This window comes from Variovorax sp. OV084 (genome assembly GCF_900111625.1).
Classification (GTDB): domain Bacteria; phylum Pseudomonadota; class Gammaproteobacteria; order Burkholderiales; family Burkholderiaceae_C; genus Variovorax.
In genome coordinates, this window is the sequence record NZ_FOII01000012.1 from 50,154 (window position 1) to 72,229 (window position 22,076).

The 22,076-nt window shown below is 61.0% G+C and carries 18 protein-coding genes and 2 riboswitches; of the genes, 7 read left to right on the plus strand and 11 right to left on the minus strand.

The window, feature by feature from the left end; all coding sequences use genetic code 11:
* The first annotated feature begins 84 nt into the window (after positions 1 to 84).
* Genes BMW87_RS24500 through BMW87_RS24510 form a run of 3 tightly spaced genes read left to right on the plus strand, consistent with a single transcriptional unit; the run spans position 85 to position 3,008 of the window.
* Positions 85 to 1,503 carry a mannose-1-phosphate guanylyltransferase/mannose-6-phosphate isomerase gene (locus tag BMW87_RS24500; RefSeq protein WP_093079175.1) on the plus strand — a complete coding sequence of 473 codons (1,419 nt, stop codon included), beginning with the start codon at positions 85 to 87 and terminating at the stop codon, positions 1,501 to 1,503.
* Positions 1,500 to 2,303 (plus strand): ABC transporter permease, encoded by an 804-nt coding sequence (locus tag BMW87_RS24505; RefSeq protein ID WP_093079178.1) that lies wholly within the window; start codon positions 1,500 to 1,502, stop codon positions 2,301 to 2,303. The genes BMW87_RS24500 and BMW87_RS24505 overlap by 4 nt, the downstream gene beginning before the upstream one ends.
* Positions 2,304 to 2,306: 3 nt before the next feature.
* Positions 2,307 to 3,008: an ABC transporter ATP-binding protein gene (locus BMW87_RS24510; protein WP_093079180.1), complete on the plus strand. Its 702-nt coding sequence runs from the start codon at positions 2,307 to 2,309 to the stop codon at positions 3,006 to 3,008.
* A 29-nt stretch (positions 3,009 to 3,037) separates the two neighbouring features.
* Here BMW87_RS24510 and BMW87_RS24515 read toward each other — a convergent pair whose 3' ends face one another.
* Entirely contained in the window at positions 3,038 to 5,158 is a 2,121-nt protein-coding gene (locus BMW87_RS24515; RefSeq protein ID WP_256216893.1) for a glycosyltransferase family 4 protein, read from the minus strand.
* 437 nt (positions 5,159 to 5,595) lie between these two features.
* Between BMW87_RS24515 and BMW87_RS24520 the strand changes: the two genes are divergently transcribed.
* From BMW87_RS24520 to BMW87_RS24535, 4 genes are all read left to right on the plus strand, one after another.
* Positions 5,596 to 6,861 carry a class I SAM-dependent methyltransferase gene (locus BMW87_RS24520; protein WP_093079183.1) on the plus strand — a complete coding sequence of 422 codons (1,266 nt, stop codon included), beginning with the start codon at positions 5,596 to 5,598 and terminating at the stop codon, positions 6,859 to 6,861.
* A complete protein-coding gene (locus BMW87_RS24525; protein WP_093079186.1) occupies positions 6,861 to 9,848 on the plus strand; it encodes a glycosyltransferase in 2,988 nt (995 codons plus the stop codon). Before BMW87_RS24520 ends, BMW87_RS24525 begins: the two co-directional genes overlap by 1 nt.
* Positions 9,849 to 9,938: 90 nt before the next feature.
* The gene (gene gmd, locus BMW87_RS24530) at positions 9,939 to 10,976 is read left to right on the plus strand and encodes a GDP-mannose 4,6-dehydratase (RefSeq protein ID WP_093079188.1); all 1,038 of its coding nucleotides are present in this window, start codon (positions 9,939 to 9,941) and stop codon (positions 10,974 to 10,976) included.
* Positions 10,973 to 11,839, plus strand: a complete 867-nt coding sequence (locus BMW87_RS24535) for a GDP-mannose 4,6-dehydratase (protein WP_093079192.1) — start codon at positions 10,973 to 10,975, stop codon at positions 11,837 to 11,839. The genes gmd and BMW87_RS24535 overlap by 4 nt, the downstream gene beginning before the upstream one ends.
* A 26-nt stretch (positions 11,840 to 11,865) precedes the next feature.
* Here BMW87_RS24535 and BMW87_RS24540 read toward each other — a convergent pair whose 3' ends face one another.
* From BMW87_RS24540 to rfbB, 10 genes are all read right to left on the minus strand, one after another.
* Complete coding sequence (locus BMW87_RS24540; RefSeq protein WP_093079194.1) at positions 11,866 to 14,076, minus strand: hypothetical protein; 2,211 nt, start codon at positions 14,074 to 14,076, stop codon at positions 11,866 to 11,868.
* A 40-nt stretch (positions 14,077 to 14,116) separates the two neighbouring features.
* Positions 14,117 to 14,509 carry a GtrA family protein gene (locus BMW87_RS24545; RefSeq protein WP_256216894.1) on the minus strand — a complete coding sequence of 131 codons (393 nt, stop codon included), beginning with the start codon at positions 14,507 to 14,509 and terminating at the stop codon, positions 14,117 to 14,119.
* Positions 14,506 to 15,279, minus strand: coding sequence for a glucose-1-phosphate cytidylyltransferase (gene rfbF / locus BMW87_RS24550; protein WP_093079200.1), 774 nt, complete (start codon positions 15,277 to 15,279; stop codon positions 14,506 to 14,508). Before rfbF ends, BMW87_RS24545 begins: the two co-directional genes overlap by 4 nt.
* A 14-nt stretch (positions 15,280 to 15,293) precedes the next feature.
* The gene (locus BMW87_RS24555; RefSeq protein ID WP_256216895.1) at positions 15,294 to 16,235 is read right to left on the minus strand and encodes a glycosyltransferase family 2 protein; all 942 of its coding nucleotides are present in this window, start codon (positions 16,233 to 16,235) and stop codon (positions 15,294 to 15,296) included.
* 35 nt (positions 16,236 to 16,270) lie between these two features.
* Entirely contained in the window at positions 16,271 to 17,107 is an 837-nt protein-coding gene (locus BMW87_RS24560; protein ID WP_093079205.1) for an NAD-dependent epimerase/dehydratase family protein, read from the minus strand.
* Positions 17,104 to 18,177: a CDP-glucose 4,6-dehydratase gene (rfbG, locus tag BMW87_RS24565; RefSeq protein ID WP_256216896.1), complete on the minus strand. Its 1,074-nt coding sequence runs from the start codon at positions 18,175 to 18,177 to the stop codon at positions 17,104 to 17,106. The genes BMW87_RS24560 and rfbG overlap by 4 nt, the downstream gene beginning before the upstream one ends.
* Positions 18,178 to 18,248: 71 nt before the next feature.
* Positions 18,249 to 18,800, minus strand: coding sequence for a dTDP-4-dehydrorhamnose 3,5-epimerase (rfbC, locus tag BMW87_RS24570; RefSeq protein WP_093079210.1), 552 nt, complete (start codon positions 18,798 to 18,800; stop codon positions 18,249 to 18,251).
* Complete coding sequence (gene rfbA, locus BMW87_RS24575; RefSeq protein WP_093079430.1) at positions 18,797 to 19,693, minus strand: glucose-1-phosphate thymidylyltransferase RfbA; 897 nt, start codon at positions 19,691 to 19,693, stop codon at positions 18,797 to 18,799. The genes rfbC and rfbA overlap by 4 nt, the downstream gene beginning before the upstream one ends.
* 20 nt (positions 19,694 to 19,713) lie before the next feature.
* The gene (rfbD, locus tag BMW87_RS24580) at positions 19,714 to 20,604 is read right to left on the minus strand and encodes a dTDP-4-dehydrorhamnose reductase (RefSeq protein WP_093079212.1); all 891 of its coding nucleotides are present in this window, start codon (positions 20,602 to 20,604) and stop codon (positions 19,714 to 19,716) included.
* Positions 20,601 to 21,674 (minus strand): dTDP-glucose 4,6-dehydratase, encoded by a 1,074-nt coding sequence (gene rfbB / locus BMW87_RS24585; RefSeq protein WP_093079215.1) that lies wholly within the window; start codon positions 21,672 to 21,674, stop codon positions 20,601 to 20,603. Before rfbB ends, rfbD begins: the two co-directional genes overlap by 4 nt.
* A 116-nt stretch (positions 21,675 to 21,790) precedes the next feature.
* A riboswitch (glycine riboswitch) is annotated at positions 21,791 to 21,891 on the plus strand.
* 3 nt (positions 21,892 to 21,894) lie between these two features.
* Positions 21,895 to 22,011: riboswitch (glycine riboswitch) on the plus strand.
* Positions 22,012 to 22,076 lie beyond the last annotated feature (65 nt).

Below are 22,076 nucleotides of genomic sequence, written 5' to 3' on the forward strand. Positions count from 1 at the left end.
GGACGGCGGCGGCCGTTTCACTCCTACGCCGGACGTCGGAGGGCTGCCCGTAAAATTGGTCGGTCAAAAAGCTAAAGGAAAACAATGAGGCTACTCTCTGTGGTGCTCTCGGGAGGCGCCGGCTCCAGGCTCTGGCCTGCTTCGCGTCAGGCTTTTCCCAAGCCATTCATGAAAATCGGCGACTCCACGCTGCTTCAACAGGCTGTCGAGCGTGGACAGGCCTGCGGGACCGGTGACCTGATGGTCGTGACCAACAAGGACCATCTGTTCCTCACGAAGGACGTGCTCGGGCAGATGAGCGACCCGCCCACCACCACCTTTCTCCTCGAGCCCAAGGGGCGCAACACTGGTCCGGCCATCGCGCTTGCAGCGCTTCAATGCGCGCGCCAATTCAGTGGCGACACAGTGATGCTCGTCCTTTCCGCAGACCACCTGGTGCCCGACGTGCATGCTTTCGTGGCCAGCGCGACGGAAGCCTTCCGCCTGGCGCAGGAAGGCAACCTCGTTGTGTTCGGCGTGAGCCCAACAAGCCCCGACACCGGCTTCGGCTACATCGAAGTCGAACACGTTTCGCGCGAGAGCCAGAGCGTCAAGCGCTTCGTCGAGAAGCCCGACCTCGAAACGGCACAGAAGTACTTGGCCACCGGCCGGTACTACTGGAACAGCGGCATGTTCGCGTTCACTGCCGACACCATCATCGCCGCGCTCGAGAAGCACGCTCCGGACGTGATCAGAGCAGCAAGGCGTGCACTCGAAACCGCCAAGACCTCCGGTGCATCCGTCAACTTCGATCTGCATGCGTTCGGTTTGCAGCCGGACATCAGCATCGACTACGCGGTGCTGGAGCACGCCTCGAATGTCCACGTGGTGCCCGCCAAGTTCAGCTGGAGCGACGTGGGTTCGTGGCCTGCGGTGTCCAATGCGCTGACGCCTGACGCCAGCGGCAACACGCTTCCCGACGATGTCGTAGCCCTCGACACGACGGGCACGCACGTGCAGGTCGAAAGCTATGGCCCGAAGGTCGTTGCCACCATTGGCGTTCACGACCTCGTGATCGTCGACACGCCCGATGCGCTGCTGGTGCTTCACAAGGACAGCGCACAAAAGGTGAAGAAGGTCGTCGACGTGCTCAAGGCTCGCAAGCACGACACGGTGCACCTGCCGCCGGTGGTCCACCGTCCGTGGGGCACATACGCCTCGCTCAAGGAAGAGGAAGGCTACAAGGTCAAGCGCATCACCGTCAGACCCGGCGAAGCGCTGTCCCTGCAATACCATCACCAGCGCGCGGAGCACTGGGTGGTCGTACAGGGGCGCGCCATCGTACAAATCGGAGACACCGAGCACGAGACGCTCCCAGGCCAGTATCGGTACATTCCCCTGAAGGAAAAACACCGCCTGACCAATATCGGCGACGAAGAGCTGGTGCTCATCGAAGTCCAATGTGGCGGCTATCTGGGCGAAGACGACATCGTCCGCCTTGCAGACACTTACGGACGTACATGAGTCAAGTCCACTCCAATCTTCACCGAAGCGCCTTGTCCGACTGGTGGCAAGGCACCCGCCGCACCGATATCTGGTGGACCCTCGCCTGGTTCGACATCGTCCTGCGCTATCGCCGCTCCATGCTCGGCCCGATGTGGCTCACCTTGAGCATGGGCGTGATGATCGGCGGCATGGGTCCGTTGTACAGCTCGCTGTTCGGCACCGAACTCTCGCGTTTCTTTCCGCACCTGGCGCTGGGCATCATCTTCTGGGGTTTTTTCTCCAGCATCGTGACGGATGCATGCAACGCCTTCGTCGGGTCGTCGAACTACCTCAAGCAGGGGTATTTCCCGATCAGCCTGTTCGTCTGGCGAAGCCTGGCGCGCAACCTGATCCAGTTTGCTCATCAGATCGTGCTCTACATCCCCGTGGCGATCTGGGCCGGCGTTTCGCTGTCCTGGTCAGTGCTGCTCGTCCTACCGGCCTTCGCCATCCTCATAGTCAACGCGCATGCACTGGGCCTGCTGCTGGGACTGATTTGCACCCGCTACCGCGACGTCACGCAGATCGTCACCAGCGTGATGCAGATGCTGATGTTCCTGACGCCGGTGTTCTGGCTGCCCGAGAGTCTTCCCGGCCGCGCCAAGTACGTGCTGTGGAATCCGTTTGCGCAGATGCTGGACCTGCTTCGCACGCCCCTGATGGGCGGCGTTGCACATATCCACAGCTGGATCGGCATCCTGTTCTGGACGGTGTTGTGCCTGACTCTCGCCATCCTTCTGTTCTCGAAGTACCGCCGTCGCGTCGTCTACTGGCTCTGATCCATGGCATTCATTTCACTCAAAAACGTCGCCGTCAACTTCCCGATCTATGGCGCTGGCGCCAACTCCCTAAAGAAAACGCTTGCGGCCTCCGTGACCGGTGGGCGCTTCGGCAAGGAAACCGGCGTGACAGTGGTGCAGGCGCTCAGCGGCATCAACCTCGAGCTCAAGAGCGGTGATCGGCTCGGCCTGGTAGGCCACAACGGCGCGGGCAAGTCGACATTGCTGCGCACGCTGGCCGGCGTCTATGAGCCATCCTCAGGAGAGTTCGCGCGCCAAGGCTCGGTAGCCAGCTTGATCGACCCTTCGCTGGGCATCGAAATGGATGCAACGGGCGTGGAGAACATCATGCTGCGCGGCCTGGTGATGGGCATGAGCAAAAGCCAGATCGACCGGCTCACACCTGACATCTGCGAGTTCAGCGGCCTGGGCGAGTATGTGAACATGCCCGTGCGCACCTACTCAACCGGCATGATGATGCGCTTGGCGTTCTCGATCTCGACCAGCGTCGAAGCCGATATCCTGCTCATGGACGAATGGCTTTCGGTGGGCGACGCGGAATTCACCGAGAAGGCCGAGAAACGGATGCGGGACGTGGTTTCGAAGTCCGGCATTCTGGTTCTGGCCTCGCATTCGCCGGAACTCATCGCCAAGGAGTGCAACCGGGTGATCCACCTCGAGCACGGCCGGATCGTCGAGCAATAGCGCCTATTCCGGTCGGCCGGCAGCCGGCTTCAACCTGCTTGTGAAGTCCGCTGCATCGCCTTGATCTCTTCGAGGCGATGCTTGACCTTCTTGCCCGCGCTCTGAAGCGAGAGGTTTGTCTCAGCGCTCGCCTTGGCCCGAGCGCCAAGTTCGCGCGCCCATTCCTGGTTGTCGTAGACGCGCCGCATGAGCTGCGCGGCATGCTCGATGGATGGCTCAGCCCACTCCAGATCGGCGCCATAGGGCGGGATCGGCTGGCCGAGTTTCACGAGCTTGTACGAAACAAGCAAGCTGTTGTCGTCGTCCATGAAGTCGACATTGCCGGAGAAGTTGGTGGCGATTACTGGCTTGCCCATGAGCATCGCCTCGGCCATCGTCAATCCCAGACCTTCGCTTCGGTGAAGCGACACGTAGGCATCGCAGGCGTCCATCAATGACAGGAGATTGTCGGGGGTGTAAACCTCGTTGATGAGCACGATGTTGCTGCCGGCCGCGGCCTTTTGCAGTACGTCGAACTGCTCCGGATGCCGGTCGCCGAAGGACGTCTTGAGCACGAGGCGCACGCTTTCGTCTTCACCAAAAGCCGTCTTGAATGCGCGGATCAGCCCGAGCGGGTTCTTCCGCTCCATCACGCTCATCATGTGGAATACGAAGAGAAACGTATAGGGCGCCTCGCTCAGGCCGAAATGCGATTTGCCGCGTTGCGCGTAGGGCGCCAACTGGACACCAGGGAACAAGGTACGAACCGGAATGGAGAGCCGCTCTCGAAGCCCGCGCGCAACGAACTCTGTCGCAGCCCAGACCTCGTTCACCTTCTGCGCGTGCGTGACCCATGAATCAGGAATGGAGTCGAACTCCCAATACCAATAACCGATCCGGTACGGACGAGGCGCTCGCTCAAAGAGATCGGCGCGTTCGTAGGCCGTATCGAACAACGGCTCAGGCTGCACATGAACGACCGTGATGTCGTGGCACTCCACGCCACGAAAATCGGTGTGATGGGGGTCGTCCTTCGCATCGGTCCTGATGTCGCGCAGCGAGGTCGCGACGTCGTTCAAGCCCAGTGCCGTCACCAACGATTCGACCGAAACCCGAAGCCCGGAGGGATAGCAGAAATGGCCGATGACGTTGACGCCCGGCTTGGCAAGCTCTATCCCGAGGACCAAAGGGTCGAACTGGGCGCACCATGCCTGCAACGCCGCAGACAACGGGCTCGCCGGCGAGCTCAACCAAGCCAGCAATGCACCAGCGCGTGAAGCGTCGGCAAATGCATCGGGATGGGTCGTCCGCCACCGCTCCCTGGCGGCATAACCGATCCGGATCTGCGAAGCGGGATCCTCCCATTCCGGCCACGTCGAGGGGTTCAGCCAATCGCCAGAAGCAGCATACTTGGCGGCGAACCACGTGGCGAATTCTTCGCGCCCGAAGACAGTCATACCGTCTGGATGCTGCTGCTGCCATGCGGGCGTGAACGCGTGAGCTAGCATGAGCTCGCGCCGGGGATCCTGCGCCGCCTCAAGAAAGAGCCACCAGATTTCCTCGATGCGCAGTTTGCCGAAAACCAAACCATACCGCATGAACCAGGGCAGGAGATGTGGCCACCCCGCGGGGGTCAAACCGTGTGGCACCAGGGCCCTGAGATCCTGCTGAAACAGGAACACTTGCCTGGCACGGGACGAGAGATCGCTCTCGAGCAACGCGGTCACGCAGGAAAGGGCCCGAGGCGAAAGCGAAGCCAATGCCCTCTCGCCTTCCGGCGTCCACCGAAGAGCCATGCCCTCGGCATTGGTTGCTTTGCGAGGCAGAACGCCTTGGCATTCCGGCTGCGATCTCACGAAGTCGATGCACCACCTTGCAGCAGACCACACGTCATCGATATCTGCACTCTGGGGTAGCCAAGGTGACAGGAATGCAGCATCGCCCGTTGCAGCCGCCTGGAGTGCCGACAGCGCGTCTGCGCTGCTTGTGATCGGCATCGCAAGAAGTTTGGCCGTGCGGGCCATGCTATCCCGCACCAGTTGCATTCCCTCTCGGGCCTGTGCATTGCGCAATGCCACTGTCTGCGCGGCCTCCCTGTTGACACGGCGCACCCGGACTCGCTTCGGCAAAAGCCAAGGCGTCATCAACCACCACAGGCCCTTGGCCAGCAAACGGACTCGAATCACGACCTGAGTTTACTTAATGAAACGTACGTTCCCGTCCTCGTTCTCATGGACACATCCGTTTCAGATACATAAACAGGAGATCCTTCACATGCTGTAGCCCCTTCAGTAGCGCAGGCCCAAGAGAGCGGTGATGCGGAAGTTAAGATTCTGCTGTTATCAAGTTGGAGACCGAAGCTGGCAGATAGAAAGAAGAGTGCCACGCCAGCCATACGACATCGCGGCACTTCTGCCATGGGACCGCATGCGAGATCGACACGATTGGCTTTGGCTGAACAGTGCGTCGAAAACGGCGGGAATTGAAACGCCGCCACTAGAATTTGTATCTTCTTTTATCAGAAGCGCCTGAAATCCGCACCTGACGGTTGGCACGATCTGCTGCAGCACTACAACGACGCATTCCCACGCAGAAGGCAACAAAACAAATGAGCGCCCTTTTTTATCGCGCCTTCGAAGACAAATACCGCGGCTCACGAGAACTCATTGGATCCCGCCTGGAAATCTATGTCCCATTCCTTCAGCCGCTCCTGAGCTTGAAGACGCCGGCGACGGCCCTGGACATCGGTTGCGGGCGGGGCGAGTGGCTGGAGCTCCTTGCCAACCTGGGTTTCCAGGGGCGCGGAGTCGATCTGGACGAGGGCATGCTCCAGGCCTGCCGAGAGCGCGGCCTCGACGTGGCCCACTCGGAAGGGCTTGCCACGCTTAAACAAACCCCTTCGAACAGCCAGCTACTTGTTTCGGCGTTCCATGTGGTCGAACACATTCGCTTCGAGGAATTGCAGGCGATGGTGGCCGAGGCCCTGCGCGTTCTGGTCCCGGGCGGACTGCTTATCCTTGAGACGCCAAATCCGGAAAACATTGAAGTCGGCACATCCAACTTCTATCTGGATCCTTCGCACGTCAAACCGCTTCCCTCGCAGTTGCTGGCTTTTGTGGTCGAGCACACAGGATTCCAGCGGCACAAGATACTGAGACTTCAGGAAGCCGCTGCTCTCCATGGCGATGCTCCTGTCTCGCTGATCTCGGTACTGGGAGGCGTCAGCCCCGACTACGCGGTCGTTGCGCAAAAGAATGGAGATGCCGATGCGCTGCATGCGCAGGATCATGCGTTCTCAAAAAAGTATGGGTTGTCGCTGCCTGAACTTGCCCTGCGGTATGACCAGCATCACGCAGTCGTGCAGCAACAACTGAGCGAGGCGGAGGCTCGGGCGGAATCCCGCGAGAGACACCTGCGCAAGCTGCTCGCGATTGTCGAAACACAGGCCCGACAAGCCAAGGCCACTGCAGCCGCGCTGGAAGCCAGCGTCACTCTCCTGGAGCAACAGCTTGTACAGACAACAGACAGGCTGCAAGAACTGGAAAAGCGTGGATTCGCTGTGCACACCGCAGGCCTGCGAGAGCGGCTTGGAGCAGTCAAGGCATTCTTGCGGCACCCACGCCCGGGACCCATCGTCAGGCGGCTCTCGAAGGTTGCGAAGAAGCTAGGAGTTCACGGCCCCATGCGAGCCGTCTATGTGCGGATGCGTAGTTTTGCATTAGCTCGGATGAAGAAGGACGTCGATCTGCCGCCAGCGCCTACACCGCAAACGCCGTCGGACCGGCCTTTGGCCGAGCTTTCCGATGACGCACGCTCGGTCTGGAATCAGTTAAATATTCGTAGCCAAAACAAACATGAACAGGGGGTCGATTGATGCGGGTGTTGCTGGATCTTCGGGTATTGAAACCTGCAGCGGGCTCTTCTGATGCACAACGGATGTTGACGTGGATATTCTCGAAAGCGCTCGCTCAGGCACTTCGCGAAAGACATGACACCTACGTCCTGCTCGACGGGCGATATCCCGAAAGCGCCGCCGAGGCGCGCAGCATGCTCACCGAGGTTCTTCCACCAGCCTCCATCCACCTCTGGCAGTCCACGCCCCCAGAGAGCCTGCGAACGACTGCAGCACTCGAAGCCGCGGAATACCTGAGCGAAGCTGTCGTTGCTCGTCTCGGTCCCGACGTCGTGTATGTCTTCGCTCCTGACAAGGCAATCCAGCGTGACGCCACGCGTTCGATCCCGCGCGTGGCCGCCAGAGCGCTGCCGCAGAGCGCACCGATCACGAATGACGGCAGCATTCCCGCCGATTTGACAGCGGCGATTCGCATCGCTGTCGAAGACATCGAGAGCGCTGCACCTGGTGTCGCTTCTCTACCGACCGCTCCCGGGAAGCGGCCCAGACTTGCCTACGTCTCCCCCCTGCCCCCCCAACGCAGCGGCATCGCGGATTACAGCGCCGAGCTTCTGCCCGAACTCGCGAAGTACTACGACATCGATCTCATCGTCGGTACGCAGAGACTGGCGTCGCCAGCGCTTTCGCAAGCCTTTGCTGTACGCGACGGGGCGCATCTGATCGCCCATGCGGGCAGCTACGACCGCGTGCTTTATCACATCGGAAACTCCGAGTTCCACGAGTACATGTTCGAGCTGCTGGAGGTGGTGCCGGGCACGGTTGTGCTTCACGACTTCTTTCTGGGCGACGCGCAGTGGCACCTCGAATTTCTCTGCGGCAAGCACCATGGTCTCGACCGTGCGCTCTACGACTCGCATGGCTACCAGGCCTTGGTCGATCGCGAACGAGTCAAAGATGTCTCTGCGGTCGTCTCCCTGTACCCATGCAGCTTTGAAGTGATTCGGCGGGCACAGGGCATCATCTTTCACTCCAACTATTCCCTTGGACTGATGAAGCGCTGGTATGCGGCAGCATCCAACCTGCAGACCACGCTGATTCCGCTGTTGCGCCGGCCGGCGGAAAGCCACGCGCCTGCGTCGCGCGATGAGGATCGCCGCGCGTTAGGACTGACCGAAGACGACTTCCTGGTCTGCGCCTTCGGATTACTTGGCGTCACGAAACTGAACGACCGGCTGTTACGGGCATGGAAGAATTCCCCGCTCGGGACCGATCCTCGCTGTCGCTTGGTCTTTGTCGGAGAGAACGGGCAGGATGCCTACGGCGACGTCATCCGGGCAGCGATCGATGAGCTTCCCACGCCCAACGTCCAGATCACCGGCTGGGCGGACGAGGCAACGTTCCGCCGCTACCTGCGAGCGACGGACGTTGCCGTGCAACTGCGCGGCAGATCGCGCGGTGAAACGTCGGCGGCTGTCCTGGACACCATGAATCATGGCGTTGCGACGATTGCGAATGCACACGGCGCGATGGCGTGGCTGCCAAAGGACAGCCTCTGCATGCTCGAAGACGAGTTCACGGACGCTCAGCTGGCCGAAGCACTGCAGCAACTCTGGCTGGACGTCGAAGGCCGCAAGGCGCTGGGGGTCAGGGCCCGCCGGTACATCAATGAACATCATTCACCTGAGCGCTGCGGTCACCAGTACGCCGAGGCCATCGAGCAGTTCGCGCACAGCCGAGGCCACGAGCGCGATGCACTGATCGCCAAGGTGGCAGGGATTGCACCGGCATTGGACGGCGAGGAGAAGAACACAATTGCCTCGGCAATTGCGATCAACTTCCCTGCCGCTAGGCCGGCAAAGCAACTGCTGCTCGATGTTTCGTCCATGGTCCACCAGGACCTCCATACGGGCATCCAGCGCGTCGTCAAGTCGCTGCTTCGGGAGTTGATTGAATCGCCGCCTGAAGGCTTTCGCGTGGAGCCGGTGTACGGAGATTCCCAGCAACTCGGTTACCGCTACGCACGGCGCTACACCCTGCGCTTCCTGGGCTGCACCGAAGACACACTAGAGGACACGCCTATCAGCTACGCCGAGGGAGATCACTTCATCGGACTGGATCTGATGCACGACCCCGTCTACTTCCAGGCGCCCTACTTCCGCCGGATGCGGAATGCCGGTGTTCGGGTCCAGTTCGTTGTCTATGACCTGCTGCCGGTTCTGATGAAACACCGCTTTCCCGAAGGGAGTGCGGCATTGCACACACGCTGGCTTCGTACCATCGCGGAGTTCGATGGGGCGCTCTGCATCTCCCAGGCGGTTGCCAACGAACTGAAGGAATGGGTAGGCCACAACGCGCCGCACCGTTCGAACAAATTGCAGGTACGGTCCTTTCCGCTTGGTGCCGACCTCAGCACCGTGGCCTCGAAGGGCTTGCCACCGAGCGCGGGGCTCGCCATGCGTGCAATTGCCGCACGGACGAGCTTCCTGATGGTGGGTACCGTCGAACCGCGCAAGGGCCATACCGTTGCCCTGGATGCCTTCGAGACCCTCTGGGCGGAGGGCCTTAATATCAACCTCGTCATCGTCGGCAAGCAAGGCTGGATGGTCGAAGAACTCGCCGAACGGATGCGCAAGCATCCTGAGCAAGGACAGCGACTCATCTGGGTCGAGAAGGCTAGCGATGAATACCTCGAGCTGGTTTATTCGGCCTCGCCCTGCCTGATCACGGCCTCCGAAGGCGAAGGTTTCGGCCTACCCCTGATCGAGGGAGCACAGCGCGGCCTCTCTCTGATCACGCGGGATCTGCCGGTCTTTCGCGAGGTCTGCGGCGACTGCGCACTCTACTTCTCCGGTGGTGCGCAAGCGCTGGCCGACGCAGTGCGTCAATGGCTGGCCGACGCACAGGAAGGAACGCAAATCCGCTCGGAAGACTTGCACTATCTCAACTGGCGGCAAAGCGCTCAACGCTTCATCGAGGCCGCCTTCTGGGACGCAGCCTCTTCCGATTGAAGCCGCATGCCGTGGGGCCGGCCAGATCGGCTCGCGGCACAATACTCACCCCATCAGGTCACAAGTTCAGTTTATCGGGAAGGATTTTTTATGAAGAAACGCGCTATCGTCACCGGCATCACTGGCCAGGACGGCGCCTATTTGGCCGAACTGCTGCTGAGCAAAGGGTACGTTGTCTACGGGACGTACCGTCGGACCAGTTCCGTCAATTTCTGGCGTATCGAGGAACTCGGTATCCAAAAGAACCCCGATCTGCACCTGGTCGAATATGACCTGACCGACCTCGGCAGCTCCCTGACTCTCGTCCGAGATGCCGAACCGGAGGAAATCTACAACCTGGCGGCCCAGAGCTTCGTGGGCGTGAGCTTCAACCAGCCCGCTGCAACCGCGCAGATCACCGGCATTGGGGCGCTGCATCTGCTGGAAGCCATTCGACTGGTCAATCCGAAGATCCGCTTCTACCAGGCATCGACCTCCGAGATGTTCGGCAAGGTGCAGGCGATTCCCCAAGTCGAGGACACGCCGTTCTATCCTCGCAGCCCCTATGGCGTGGCCAAGCTCTACGCGCACTGGATGACCGTGAACTACCGCGAGAGCTACGGCATCTTCGGTAGCAGCGGCATCCTCTTCAACCACGAGAGCCCACTGCGGGGCCGCGAGTTCGTCACGCGCAAGATCACGGATTCGGTGGCAAAGATCAAGCTCGGCCAACTCGACGTGATGGAGCTTGGCAATCTCGATGCCAAGCGCGACTGGGGCTTTGCCAAGGAGTATGTCGAAGGCATGTGGCGCATGCTGCAAGCCGATCAGCCGGACACTTTCGTGCTGGCCACCAATCGTACCGAGACAGTGCGTGACTTCGTGCGCATGGCCTTCAAGGGTGCCGGCATCGAGGTCGATTTCAAGGGCTCGGCCGAGAACGAATTGGCAGTGGATACGGCGACTGGCAAGACCGTGATGCGGATCAATCCCAAGTTCTATCGTCCGGCCGAGGTGGAACTGCTGATCGGCGACCCCGCGCGGGCCAAGGCCAAGCTCGGCTGGGAACCGCACACCACGCTGGAACAGTTGTGCCAGATGATGGTCGAGGCCGACCTGCGACGAAATAACCAGGGCTTCTCGTTTTGAAGATCCTTTTGACGGGTGCGGACGGTTTCACCGGCCGCCCCTTTGCAAAGCAGGCCGCAGCCGCCGGCCATGAAGTCGTTGCACTGCGTGCCGATCTGACCGACGAAGTCGCGGTGCTCGAAGAGGTCATGGCCATCGAGCCCGACGCGGTGGTTCACCTCGCGGCCATCAGCTTTGTCGGCCACGCGGACCAGGCGGCGTTCTACTCCGTGAACGTGCTCGGCACAACCAATCTGCTCGATGCGCTGGTGCAACTGCCGCGTCCGCCGCGGCGCGTGCTGCTGGCGAGCAGCGCGAACATCTACGGGAACAGCGAGCAGTCTCCTTTGCAGGAAACGCAGCCGCCGGCGCCGGTCAACCACTATGCGATGAGCAAGCTGGCCATGGAGTACATGTCCCGCACGTACATAGGCCGGCTGAATCTGATCGTCACGCGCCCATTCAACTACACAGGTCCTGGTCAAGATCCCAACTTCGTGATTCCCAAGCTCGCCAAGCACTTCGCGGCGCGAGCACCGTCGGTGTCTTTGGGCAATCTCGATGTCGAACGTGAATTCAACGACATCAGACTGGTATGCGATGCGTACCTGCTGCTGCTTGCGTATGGCGAACCTGGCGAAGCGTACAACGTGTGCTCGGGCAAACCCTACACCTTGCGCCACGTCATTGAGACTTTCGAGCAGTTGACCGGACACCGGATGAAGGTCGAAATCGATCCGCGTTTTGTCCGTCCCAACGAGGTTCATCGTCTGTGCGGCAATCCCGACAAGCTCAATCGCGTGGCGTCGGCGAACGGCATCCCGCTGGAAACCCCGTCCTTACGGGAAACCCTGCAAAGCATGTTGACGCACGCCGCACTGTGATGCGTTGACGGCGACCAGCGGCGCTCTCAACGGTTGGATACTGCCGCGGCATTCACGGGCGCGACCTCGAACCAGTCGAGCCGCCCAGCCAAGCCGAAGTACTTGGCATCGGCCTCAGTCACGAAATCGATGCGGTTCGTGCCTTGGATCAATGCACCGGGTGGCACGTCGGCCTCGAATCGGGTTGAAGACACCCATCGCATCGCTACGGACTGGCTATTGATCCGCAAGCTCATGCGTTCGCGCACAGCATTGCTGGCGAATTGATCAAACACCCCTTGAACACGGTAGCTGGCTGCCGAAGGCTTCAGTTCGAAGATCACATCCGCAGTCGAGTTCATCATCCATGCAGCCGAATGCTGTTCCAGGCCATTGGGAACAGTCCACTCCGCCTCGCGCCAGCCTGAGCCACGCGTGGGCAAGTCGAGGTTCCACCAGTCGCCAAAGCTCCAGCGATAGCTTGCTCCAACGGTTTCATCGCGAAACATCGGAGCAAACTTGTCTGACGACCGTGCCGCCAGAACCCCCCGATAACGCCGGGAGACAACATCGTCGCCCGTTTGCAACTCGCGCTTGCGCTCCGCCTGTGCTTGTGCCGAAACGGCGGGCGTTCCATCTGCACGCACACCGATGACTATCGTGCTGTCCTTTGGAAAGTGTCTGGGGGCCTCCACCGAGGAAGGAGGACTTCCGGGTCTGCTCACGGAAGGTGCGTATTCAAAGGCCCAGCCAGCATCGTTCTCCACGCAGCGCCCCTTACGCCCGAATTGATCGGCCCGCTCCCATTCCATGCTCGGCGAGCGGCAGACCTCGACTGGCCCAAGTGACCGACCATACAGGTAGCTGAGCGCATTGCGCACCATGTCGCCATTCACGAAGAACCATGAGTGGCCGATCTGACTGCTACCGTCGAGAACAACCACGGCCTTGCCCGGCGGGACATCAGTGGCTTCGACCACTCCTCGCAACACAGCGCGCTGCCGCTGCGTCAACTCGGCGTAGTGGTGAAACTGGAAGAGCTGGGCACCAAGGCCGAGCATCAGAAGCAGGCACGCGGCGGCAACCGCGGGCGGACGCGCCCAACGCCACACCGTCAGAAGCAACCCCGTCCAAACCATCGCCGCGCCGGGCGTGGCCCACAGGAAGGTCCGCTGGCTCACCACGATGTGGTACGGCGAGGTGAGGAAGGGTGCATAGCCCGCCAGCATCAGCACCAAACCAACCAGCATCAGGCGCAAAGGTACCCGCCAAGTCGAGGAGTCTTCGACTTCCAACGAGTTTCTGCTGCGCGCCATCCCGATAGCTACAAGCGCGACCACGACAATCACGAAGAAAGCACATCCGAGATACAGGTAGCTCGTGTATTCGATGGCCACCATGTGCCAGGCGTCGACCCACCCTCCCACAAGAGCGCGCACGCCACCTATCGTGAACAGTTTCGGCAATGCTGCAAGCGCGGTGGCCAGTGGCCCCTGGCCACCGCCAGTGACTTGGGACTGGTAGCTGGCGACCTTGTGCGAGGCCCAGGCGGCATATGCCAGATATAGGCAGACGCCACCAACCCAGATGATCGCCAACCCCAGTTCGCGCCTGCGGAAACGCAGAAGTCGGCCCAGCCCATGACGAACAAAAGGCACGGCCAAAGGCAAGGCGATGAGCACCAGACCAGCCTCGTAGATGCCCAGGCTCACGAGATAGAGGAACGCGGCCCCGAAAGCTGCAACGACGGCATGCACGCGGCTGCGCGCTTCGAAGGCGACCACGAGCAACGCACTGCCTGCGAGGACCAGCGCAATCGCAATGTTGATGTGGATGCTGCGCAGCGACATCTGCATCGTGTCGGCGGGATACAGGATCAGCAGCGCTGCTGCCACGATTCCCCAGCCACGCGAGCCTGTGGCGCGGCTCACGAGATAGGTCATTGCGCCGCCCTTGATCAGGAGCGACGCAATGGTCAACCAATGCCAGGCATCGAACGAGTCACGGTCAGCCAGATAGGAGAGCGCGAAGCTCAGTGGCATGAACGGCCGGATGGCGTGTGCGGGCAATGGGCCATCGAGGTGCACCATGAGAAACGGCCCATGCTCCGTGAACAGCCCGAGCAGGTCCCACTCCTCCACCAATCCCCCCATGGAGAAACCAAAGGGAAGCCACAGCGCAAGCACGATGGCCAACGAAGGCAGCAGCAAAACGCACACGCGATTGAAGAACGAATACCTGTCTTTCTCTGCCATCATTCAGTTGAATCTCTGTTCTCGCTGCCGGTCACACCGGACTTCAACGGCCGCCTGCTTGCGAATGCGATTCGGCAAAAACGTAGTATTTGCTAAACACGTAGAAAAGCCCCGTGTAGACCGCGCCGGCCACCAGTTGTGCCCACCCCTTGTGCATGCCTGCATGATCGATCAGCAACATCAGCACCCCGATGTTGGCCAGATAGGCCGCCATGAAGATCGACAGAAAACGGACGATCTCCCGCTTCTTGCCTGCGGCACTGCGAAACGTGAACGTCCGGTTCAGGGTATACGAAACCACCAGCCCGCAGGCATAGCCTGCGATGTTGCTGGCCACAGGGCTCAAACCCGCCAGGTACATGCAGGCGAAGATCACGGCATACCCGACCACGGTGTTCAACACACCGACAACCGCGAATCGGAGGAGTTGCCTCACTCCCAGGTGCGCCAGGGCGCCTTGCCGCTGTGCCAGAGTGCCTCGAGCTCACGCTTGTCGCGCAGCGTGTCGCAAGGTTGCCAGAACCCGTGATGCTGGAAGCCAGCCAACTCACCATCGCGCGCAATGTTCATGAGCGGTGCGCGCTCCCACGATGTGGTGTCGTCAGCAACGTAGTCGATAGCCTTGGGCTCCAGGATGAAAAAGCCGCCGTTGATCCAGCCGATTTCATCACTGGGTTTTTCCTCGAAGCTCGACACCTTCTGATTGGCGTCGATATTCAGGACGCCAAAGCGCCCTGGTGGCTGCACCGCCAACACCGTTGCGAGCTTGCCATGGCGCTTGTGGAACTCGACTTCAGCACTTATGTTCACGTCAGAGAGTCCGTCGCCGTAGGTCAGGCAGAAAGTGTCGTCATCGAGGTACTTCGCAACCCGCTTCAAACGGCCACCCGTCATGGTTTCCGCACCGGTATCGACGAGCGTAATGCGCCAGTCTTCAGCCTGGCTGTTGAGGATCTGGTGATCGCCGTTGCGCAGGTCGATGCTCATGTCCGACATGTGCCGGTAGTAGTTGAAGAAGAACTCCTTGATCACGTAGCCCTTGTAACCAAGGCATACAACGAAATCCTTGATGCCGTGATGCGCATAGATTTTCATGATGTGCCACAGCAACGGCCGCCCACCAATTTCAACCATCGGCTTCGGCTTGGTATCGGATTCTTCTGCAATGCGGGTGCCGAGACCGCCCGCGAGAATGACTGCTTTCATGGGGATATCTGTTCCTAGAGCTTGAGATCGTTGGGTTGCATGTTAAGGCTGCGCTCGACGATGGCGATCGGATCCGCGCGGAGAATGCGATAGATCCGCAGGATGTACTCGCCAATGATTCCCAGGAGGAACGCGTTGAGCCCGATACCGAAAAGTATCAGCAGCTGGATGCTGACAAATCCGCGCGGCAGATCCGGTTGCAGCAGCCTCAGGATGACGTAGTACACCGACGCCGCCAGGCATCCCAGAAGGATGACGACGCCTAGAAAGGACGCCATGCGAAGCGGCACCGTCGAATGGTTGAAGACGGCCGTCAAACCCAGCCGCATCAAACGCATGACGTTGAACTTGCTTTCCCCCACCGTCCGTGCATCGCGGTCGTAGGCGATGCCTGTCTGGTTGAAGCCCATGCCGGCGATCATCCCGCGAAGGTATGGGTTGCTCGTGCGCGATTTCGCTATTGCTTCGATCACAGCCCGATCAACCAACCGGAAGTCTCCCGCGTCGCGTGGAATGGGGTGTTCGCTGACCCTGTCGATAACCCAATAGCCGCATTTGCGGATCAGGTTCATCAGCGGGCCTTCTCGCCGCTTGCGTCGGATGCCGTAAACCACATGGAAACCCTGCTGCCAGAGTGCGAAGAACTCTTCCAGCATCTCAGGGGGATCCTGCAGATCGGCGTCGATCTGCATGACGGCATCGCCACGCGCGTGAAGGTAATTGGCAAGGATCGAACTCTGGAACCCGAAATTGCGCGAGAACCTCAGCGCCCTCACGCGGGCGTCCTTTTCCGCGAGCTTCGCAAGCATCGGCCAGGTGTCGTCATCCGAATGGTTGTCGGTAAAAACGAATTCGAGGTCGCATCGTTGAGCCATGCGCTCCCCGAGAGCCACCAGCCGAGCGTACAAGGCTTCGAGGTTGCCTGCTTCGTTGAGCACTGGAATGGCTATGGACACGAGAGGTCGCGTTGCGGACAAATGATTACCTCCGTTCATGCTTGCTGCTGCGGTTCTGATTCTGATAGTTGGGCTTGGACATAGGCCGCCACACCTTGTAGCGCTGGCCTGAAGTCGACTTGCTCGATCAATGACGGCCTCGGCAGGACCGTCGCGTAGTTGTCGTCAGGCGGCTCGGGGCGCGCCCCGATGCGCAGCAGATCCGGCCGGCCTACAACGTCGAAGACATGTGAAGCCAGGTCGGCCAAAGTAACCGGTGCGCCATGACTCAAGGGCACGATCCCCATCGCACCCGCATCGACCAAGGCACGCAGGGCAATAGCTTCGTCTTCGACATGATGGTACTCGCGCAATTGCCGGCCAGGAGACATCTCGAACGGACGATCATGACGCAATGCATCGACGAGTTGGCCCAGGAACATGAACGGCGCTGGTGCGCCTGCGCCATAGAGGGTGTGAATCTGCAGATGCAACACAGCGTCACCAGCCGCCGCGCGCTCTTCTGCAAATCGCCCCAGTTCAGCCTTGCTAGCAATGTACGGGTTCGGATGCCGGGTCAATCGCTCCATCACGGTGCCGCAAGTCACGACACGCAAACCCGCCCTGCACGCTCCTTCGATGATCCGCTTGGGAAGGTCGACGTTGATCTGATGATGCTCGGCGGCGGAAAGTGCTGGGTCCAGCAGTCCTGCAGCGACCAGCACGACGGACCCGGACGGCGCTGCGCCGAAGAACCGCTCTACCAGACTCGCGGCCCCGGGGCGCCACCAGTCCGCATAGACAGACCGCTCCAGCAGCATGGACTCATGGGAGGGGAGAGATGCACAGACCGCTCGCCCCAACCGCCCCCGTCCACCGACGAGATACATCATTCGCGAATGTCTCCGCGCCAGGCATCGATCTGCGCCAGCGTGATGGCTTTCGCAGCGTGCGGCGCTTCGTAATACTTGCGATACCAGGCGGCTGTCTCACGCGCCACGCGGTGCGTGTCCCATGCCGGCACCCAACCAAGGAGGTTGTGGGCCAGCGAGCTGTCGAGCGCCAGCGCTCCGGCTTCGGGCAGCGGGTTGTCCATGAATTCGAGCGGAGGACGCGTCCATTCATCGCTCATCAACTCCAGGACTTCGCGCACCGAATACTGCTTCGGATCATGCGGCCCCAGGTTCCAGGCACGCGCGGCATCCTGCGGGTTCGGGCCGATCAGCTTGGACATCAACAGCAGGTAGCCGTGGACCAGCGCCAGCACGTGCTGCCACGGTCTCGTTGCCTGCGGGTAGCGCAATGTCAACGGCGTTCCGTTCACAACGCTACGGACGAAATCAGGAATCAGCCGATCCTCGGACCAATCGCCGCCGCCGACGATATTGCCACCGCGCGCCGTGGCGATTGCGGGCCCCTTGCCCTCAGCGAAGGGATACGACGCGGCATAGCTCTGTATCACCATCTCGGCCGAAGCCTTCGACGCGCTGTAGGGGTCCTTTCCTCCGAGAGGATCATTTTCCCGATAGGGCCACGGCCATTCGTTGTTGCGATAGACCTTGTCCGTGGTCACGCAGACCACTCCTCGCACGCCGCCTGTGATACGGGCGGCCTCGAGCACATGCGCTGTGCCCTGTGCATTGACCAGAAACGTCCGGAGCGGCTCGCGATACGAACGGCGCACAAGTGGTTGCGCGGCCAAATGAAGGATTAACTCGGGTTTGAAGGCCTGCATCGCAGCCAGGAGGCGCTCATAGTCGACGATATCGCCCATCGTGCCCGGCACGTCTTTTTCGAGACCCGCAGCTGCAAACAGCGACGGCGTTGTTTCCGCAGGCAGCGAGTAGCCTTCGACGATGGCACCAATCGACTGCAACCACAGGCAAGCCCATCCGCCGGTGAACCCGGTGTGGCCCGTGACGAAAACCCTGCGCCCGCGTAGATCCTTTTCGAATTCCGCCATATCAGTCATTTTTTGTTCATTCCCCATCAAACAAGCTCATTCAATCTACACCCAGCCTGGGGCGAAAATCTTCAGCGTTCGAACAGTTCCGCCTGGTCCAACGACAGACCGGCCAGATCCTTCGTGGACAGGACTGGCGAAACGCCGACCTCCGGCCAACGGATTCCAATGGCCTTGTCATCCCACCGGATGGCTCGTTCATGCGCCGGCGCATAGTAGTCGGTGGTCTTGTAGAGAAAATCCGCCGATTCGCTCAATACAAGGAAGCCGTGCGCAAAGCCTTCGGGCACCCAGAGTTGCTTGTGGTTGTCTTCAGTAAGCTCCACGCCCACCCATTGGCCAAATGTTCGCGAGGCGCGACGAATGTCCACCGCCACATCGAACACGGCGCCACGCACCACGCGCACCAGCTTGCCCTGTGTCTGCTGCAGTTGGTAGTGCAATCCGCGCAGCACACCCTTGGCTGAACGCGAATGATTGTCCTGGACGAACTCGACATGCCGGCCCACGGCTTCGTCGAAGGCCCGGCCGTTAAAGCTCTCATAGAAAAATCCCCGTGCGTCGCCGAACACCTTTGGCTCGACGATCAGCACATCGGGAATGACGGTGGAGGTGACCTTCACGAGCGGACCTCTTCACTCAGCAGATGCTTCAGGTACTTGCCATACCCGCTCTTGGCCAGCGGCGTTGCCAGCTTCTCGAGTTCTTCACTTGTAATAAACCCATTGCGCCAAGCGATCTCTTCAGGACAGGCAATCTTCAACCCCTGCCGATGCTCCAGCGTCGCAATGAACTGCCCCGCTTCCAGCAGGCTGTCGTGCGTGCCCGTGTCCAGCCATGCATAGCCGCGCTGCATGATTTGCACATTCAGCTGATCGCGATCCAGGTAGGCTTGGTTCACCGCGGTGATCTCCAGCTCCCCACGCGCGCTTGGCTTTACAGCCTTGGCGATGTCGACAACCTGGTTGTCGTAGAAGTACAGCCCCGTCACCGCATAGCTGCTCTTGGGCTTCAGCGGCTTCTCTTCGATGCTGCTCGCCTTGCCCTTGGCGTCGAAGGCCACCACGCCGTATCGCTCCGGGTCCTGAACGTGGTACGCGAACACCGTGGCCCCGGAAGTCTTCGTGTCCGCCTCGGACAGCAGGTGCACAAGGTCATGCCCGTAGAAGATGTTGTCCCCCAGCACAAGTGCACTCGGAGAGTTCCCGACGAACTTGTCCCCGATGATGAACGCCTGCGCCAGCCCGTCAGGGCTGGGCTGCACCGCGTACTGCAGGTTGATCCCCCACTGGCTCCCATCGCCCAGCAATTGCTCGAACCGCGGCGTGTCCTGCGGCGTGCTGATGATCAGGATGTCGCGCATTCCGCCCAGCATCAGCGTGCTCAGCGGGTAATAGATCATCGGCTTGTCGTACACCGGCAGCAGCTGCTTGCTGAGCGCCAGGGTCGCGGGGTGCAGGCGGGTGCCCGAGCCACCGGCCAGGATGATGCCTTTGCGTTGCGTCGTCTTGGTCATGTTCTTTTTCTCGTGAAAGTTCAAAGAATCTCGCGCAGCATGCGCGCGACGCCTTCCTGCCAGGGCGGCAGGCGCAGGCCGAACGTGGTCTGCAGCTTGGTGGTGTCCAGGCGCGAGTTGTGCGGGCGCTTTGCCGGGGTCGGGAAGGCACTGGTCGGCACGGCCTCGACGGCCTCCGGTCCGGCCTTGAGTTCGACACCGGCCGCCTTGGCTTGCTCGATCACGAAGCGCGCATATCCGTACCAGCTGGTCTCGCCGCCGGCGATGGCGTGATAGAGGCCAGCCTTGGCCGGGTCCTGCAGCGTCGCCCGGATGGCATGCGCCGTCACGTCGGCCAGCAGCTCCGCACCCGTGGGCGCGCCGAATTGGTCGTCGATGACGGTCAGCTTGTCGCGCTCCTTCGCCAGTCGCAGCATCGTCTTGGCGAAGTTGCCGCCGCGCGCGGCATACACCCAGCTGGTGCGGAAGATCAGGTGACGAGCGCAGTTCTGGGTCACCAGTTGCTCGCCTTCGAGCTTGGTGCGCCCGTACACGCTGAGCGGGCCGGTCGCGTCGTCTTCCTTCCAGGGCCTGGTGCCGCTGCCGTCGAAGACATAGTCGGTCGAGTAATGCACCATCAGCGCGCCGATCTGCTGGGCCGCCTCGGCCACGATTCCCGGAGAGGTGGCGTTGAGCTTGCGCGCGAAGTCAGGTTCGCTCTCGGCCTTGTCGACGGCCGTGTGCGCCGCCGCATTGACGATCACATCGGGACGCACCTTCAATACTGTCTCGGCCAGTTGCTCCGGCCGGCTGAAGTCGGCGTTGAAATCGGTGCTGTCGAAGTCGAGCGCGACCAGTTCACCCAGGGGCGCCAGGCTGCGCTGCAGCTCCCAGCCGACCTGTCCGCCCTTGCCCAGCAGCAGCAACTTCATGCCGCAGCCTTCGTCGTGTCGTATTGCTTCTCGACCCACTCGCGATACGCGCCGCTTTGCACGTTGCGCACCCACTCGCCATTGGCCAGATACCACTCGACGGTCTTGCGGATGCCGGTGTCGAAGGTCTCGGCGGGCTTCCAGCCGAGCTCGGCCTCGAGCTTGCGCGCATCGATGGCGTAGCGACGGTCGTGGCCGGGGCGATCGGTGACGTAGGTGATCTGTTCCTTGTAGGGCTTGCCGTCGGCCCTGGGGCGCAGCTCGTCGAGCAGCGCACACACGGTGTTGACGATCTCGATGTTGGGCTTCTCGTTCCAGCCGCCCACGTTGTAGGTCTCGCCAAGCTTGCCGGCTTCGAGCACGCGGCGGATGGCGCTGCAGTGGTCCTTCACGTAGAGCCAGTCGCGCACCTGCATGCCGTCGCCGTACACGGGCAGGTTCTTGCCGGCCAGCGCGTTGACGATCATCAGCGGGATGAGCTTCTCCGGGAAGTGGAAGGGGCCGTAGTTGTTGGAGCAGTTGGTGGTCAGCACCGGCAGGCCGTAGGTGTGGTGCCAGGCACGCACGAGGTGGTCGCTGGCGGCCTTGCTGGCTGAATACGGGCTGTTGGGCTCGTACTTGTTCTCTTCGGTGAAGGCGGGGTCGGTCTTCGACAGCGAGCCGTAGACCTCGTCGGTGGACACGTGCAGGAAGCGGAAGGCCGTCTTCTGCTCGGCTGGCAGCGCGCTCCAGTGGCCGCGCACGGATTCGAGCAGGCGGAAGGTGCCCAGCACGTTGGTCTGCACGAAGTCTTCGGGGCCGTGGATGGAGCGGTCCACGTGCGATTCGGCGGCGAAGTTGACCACGGCGCGCGGCTTGTGCTCGGCCAGCAGGCGGTCGATGAGGGCGCTGTCGCCGATGTCGCCCTGCACGAAGATGTGTTTCGGGTTGCCCTTGAGCGACGCGAGGGTCTCGAGGTTGCCTGCGTAGGTCAGCTTGTCGAGGTTCACGACCGGCTCTTCGCCGTTGGCGATCCAGTCGAGTACGAAATTGGCGCCGATGAAGCCAGCGCCGCCGGTAACCAGGATCATGAAGTCCCCTGCTGATATATGGAACGATCGCCTTGCGGCAAATCAACAGGCGATTATCCCATTCGGCCAGAGGAGAGAAATCAAAGGTTGGCGCCCGCGCAAGCCCCGCCTACAATCGCCCCACTGCAGGAGAGCGGGCCACCCCGGTGGCCCTACCGAAGGCGCAAACTCCCATAAACGCTCAGGTCGGTCCGAACAAGGGACCTGTACTGCACCAACTGAAACGCCGTCTGGAGAGCCATCACACCGCCCAACGTGGTCGTGATGCACCGAAGGAGCAAACCCTCTGCGGGCGCAGCGGGTGAATCTCTCAGGTACCGAGGACAGGGGGAGCGGCAACTTGGACTACGGTCGTCCGGTTGCTTTGCTATTCATTCAATAGCACACCACGCCCGTCGTTCA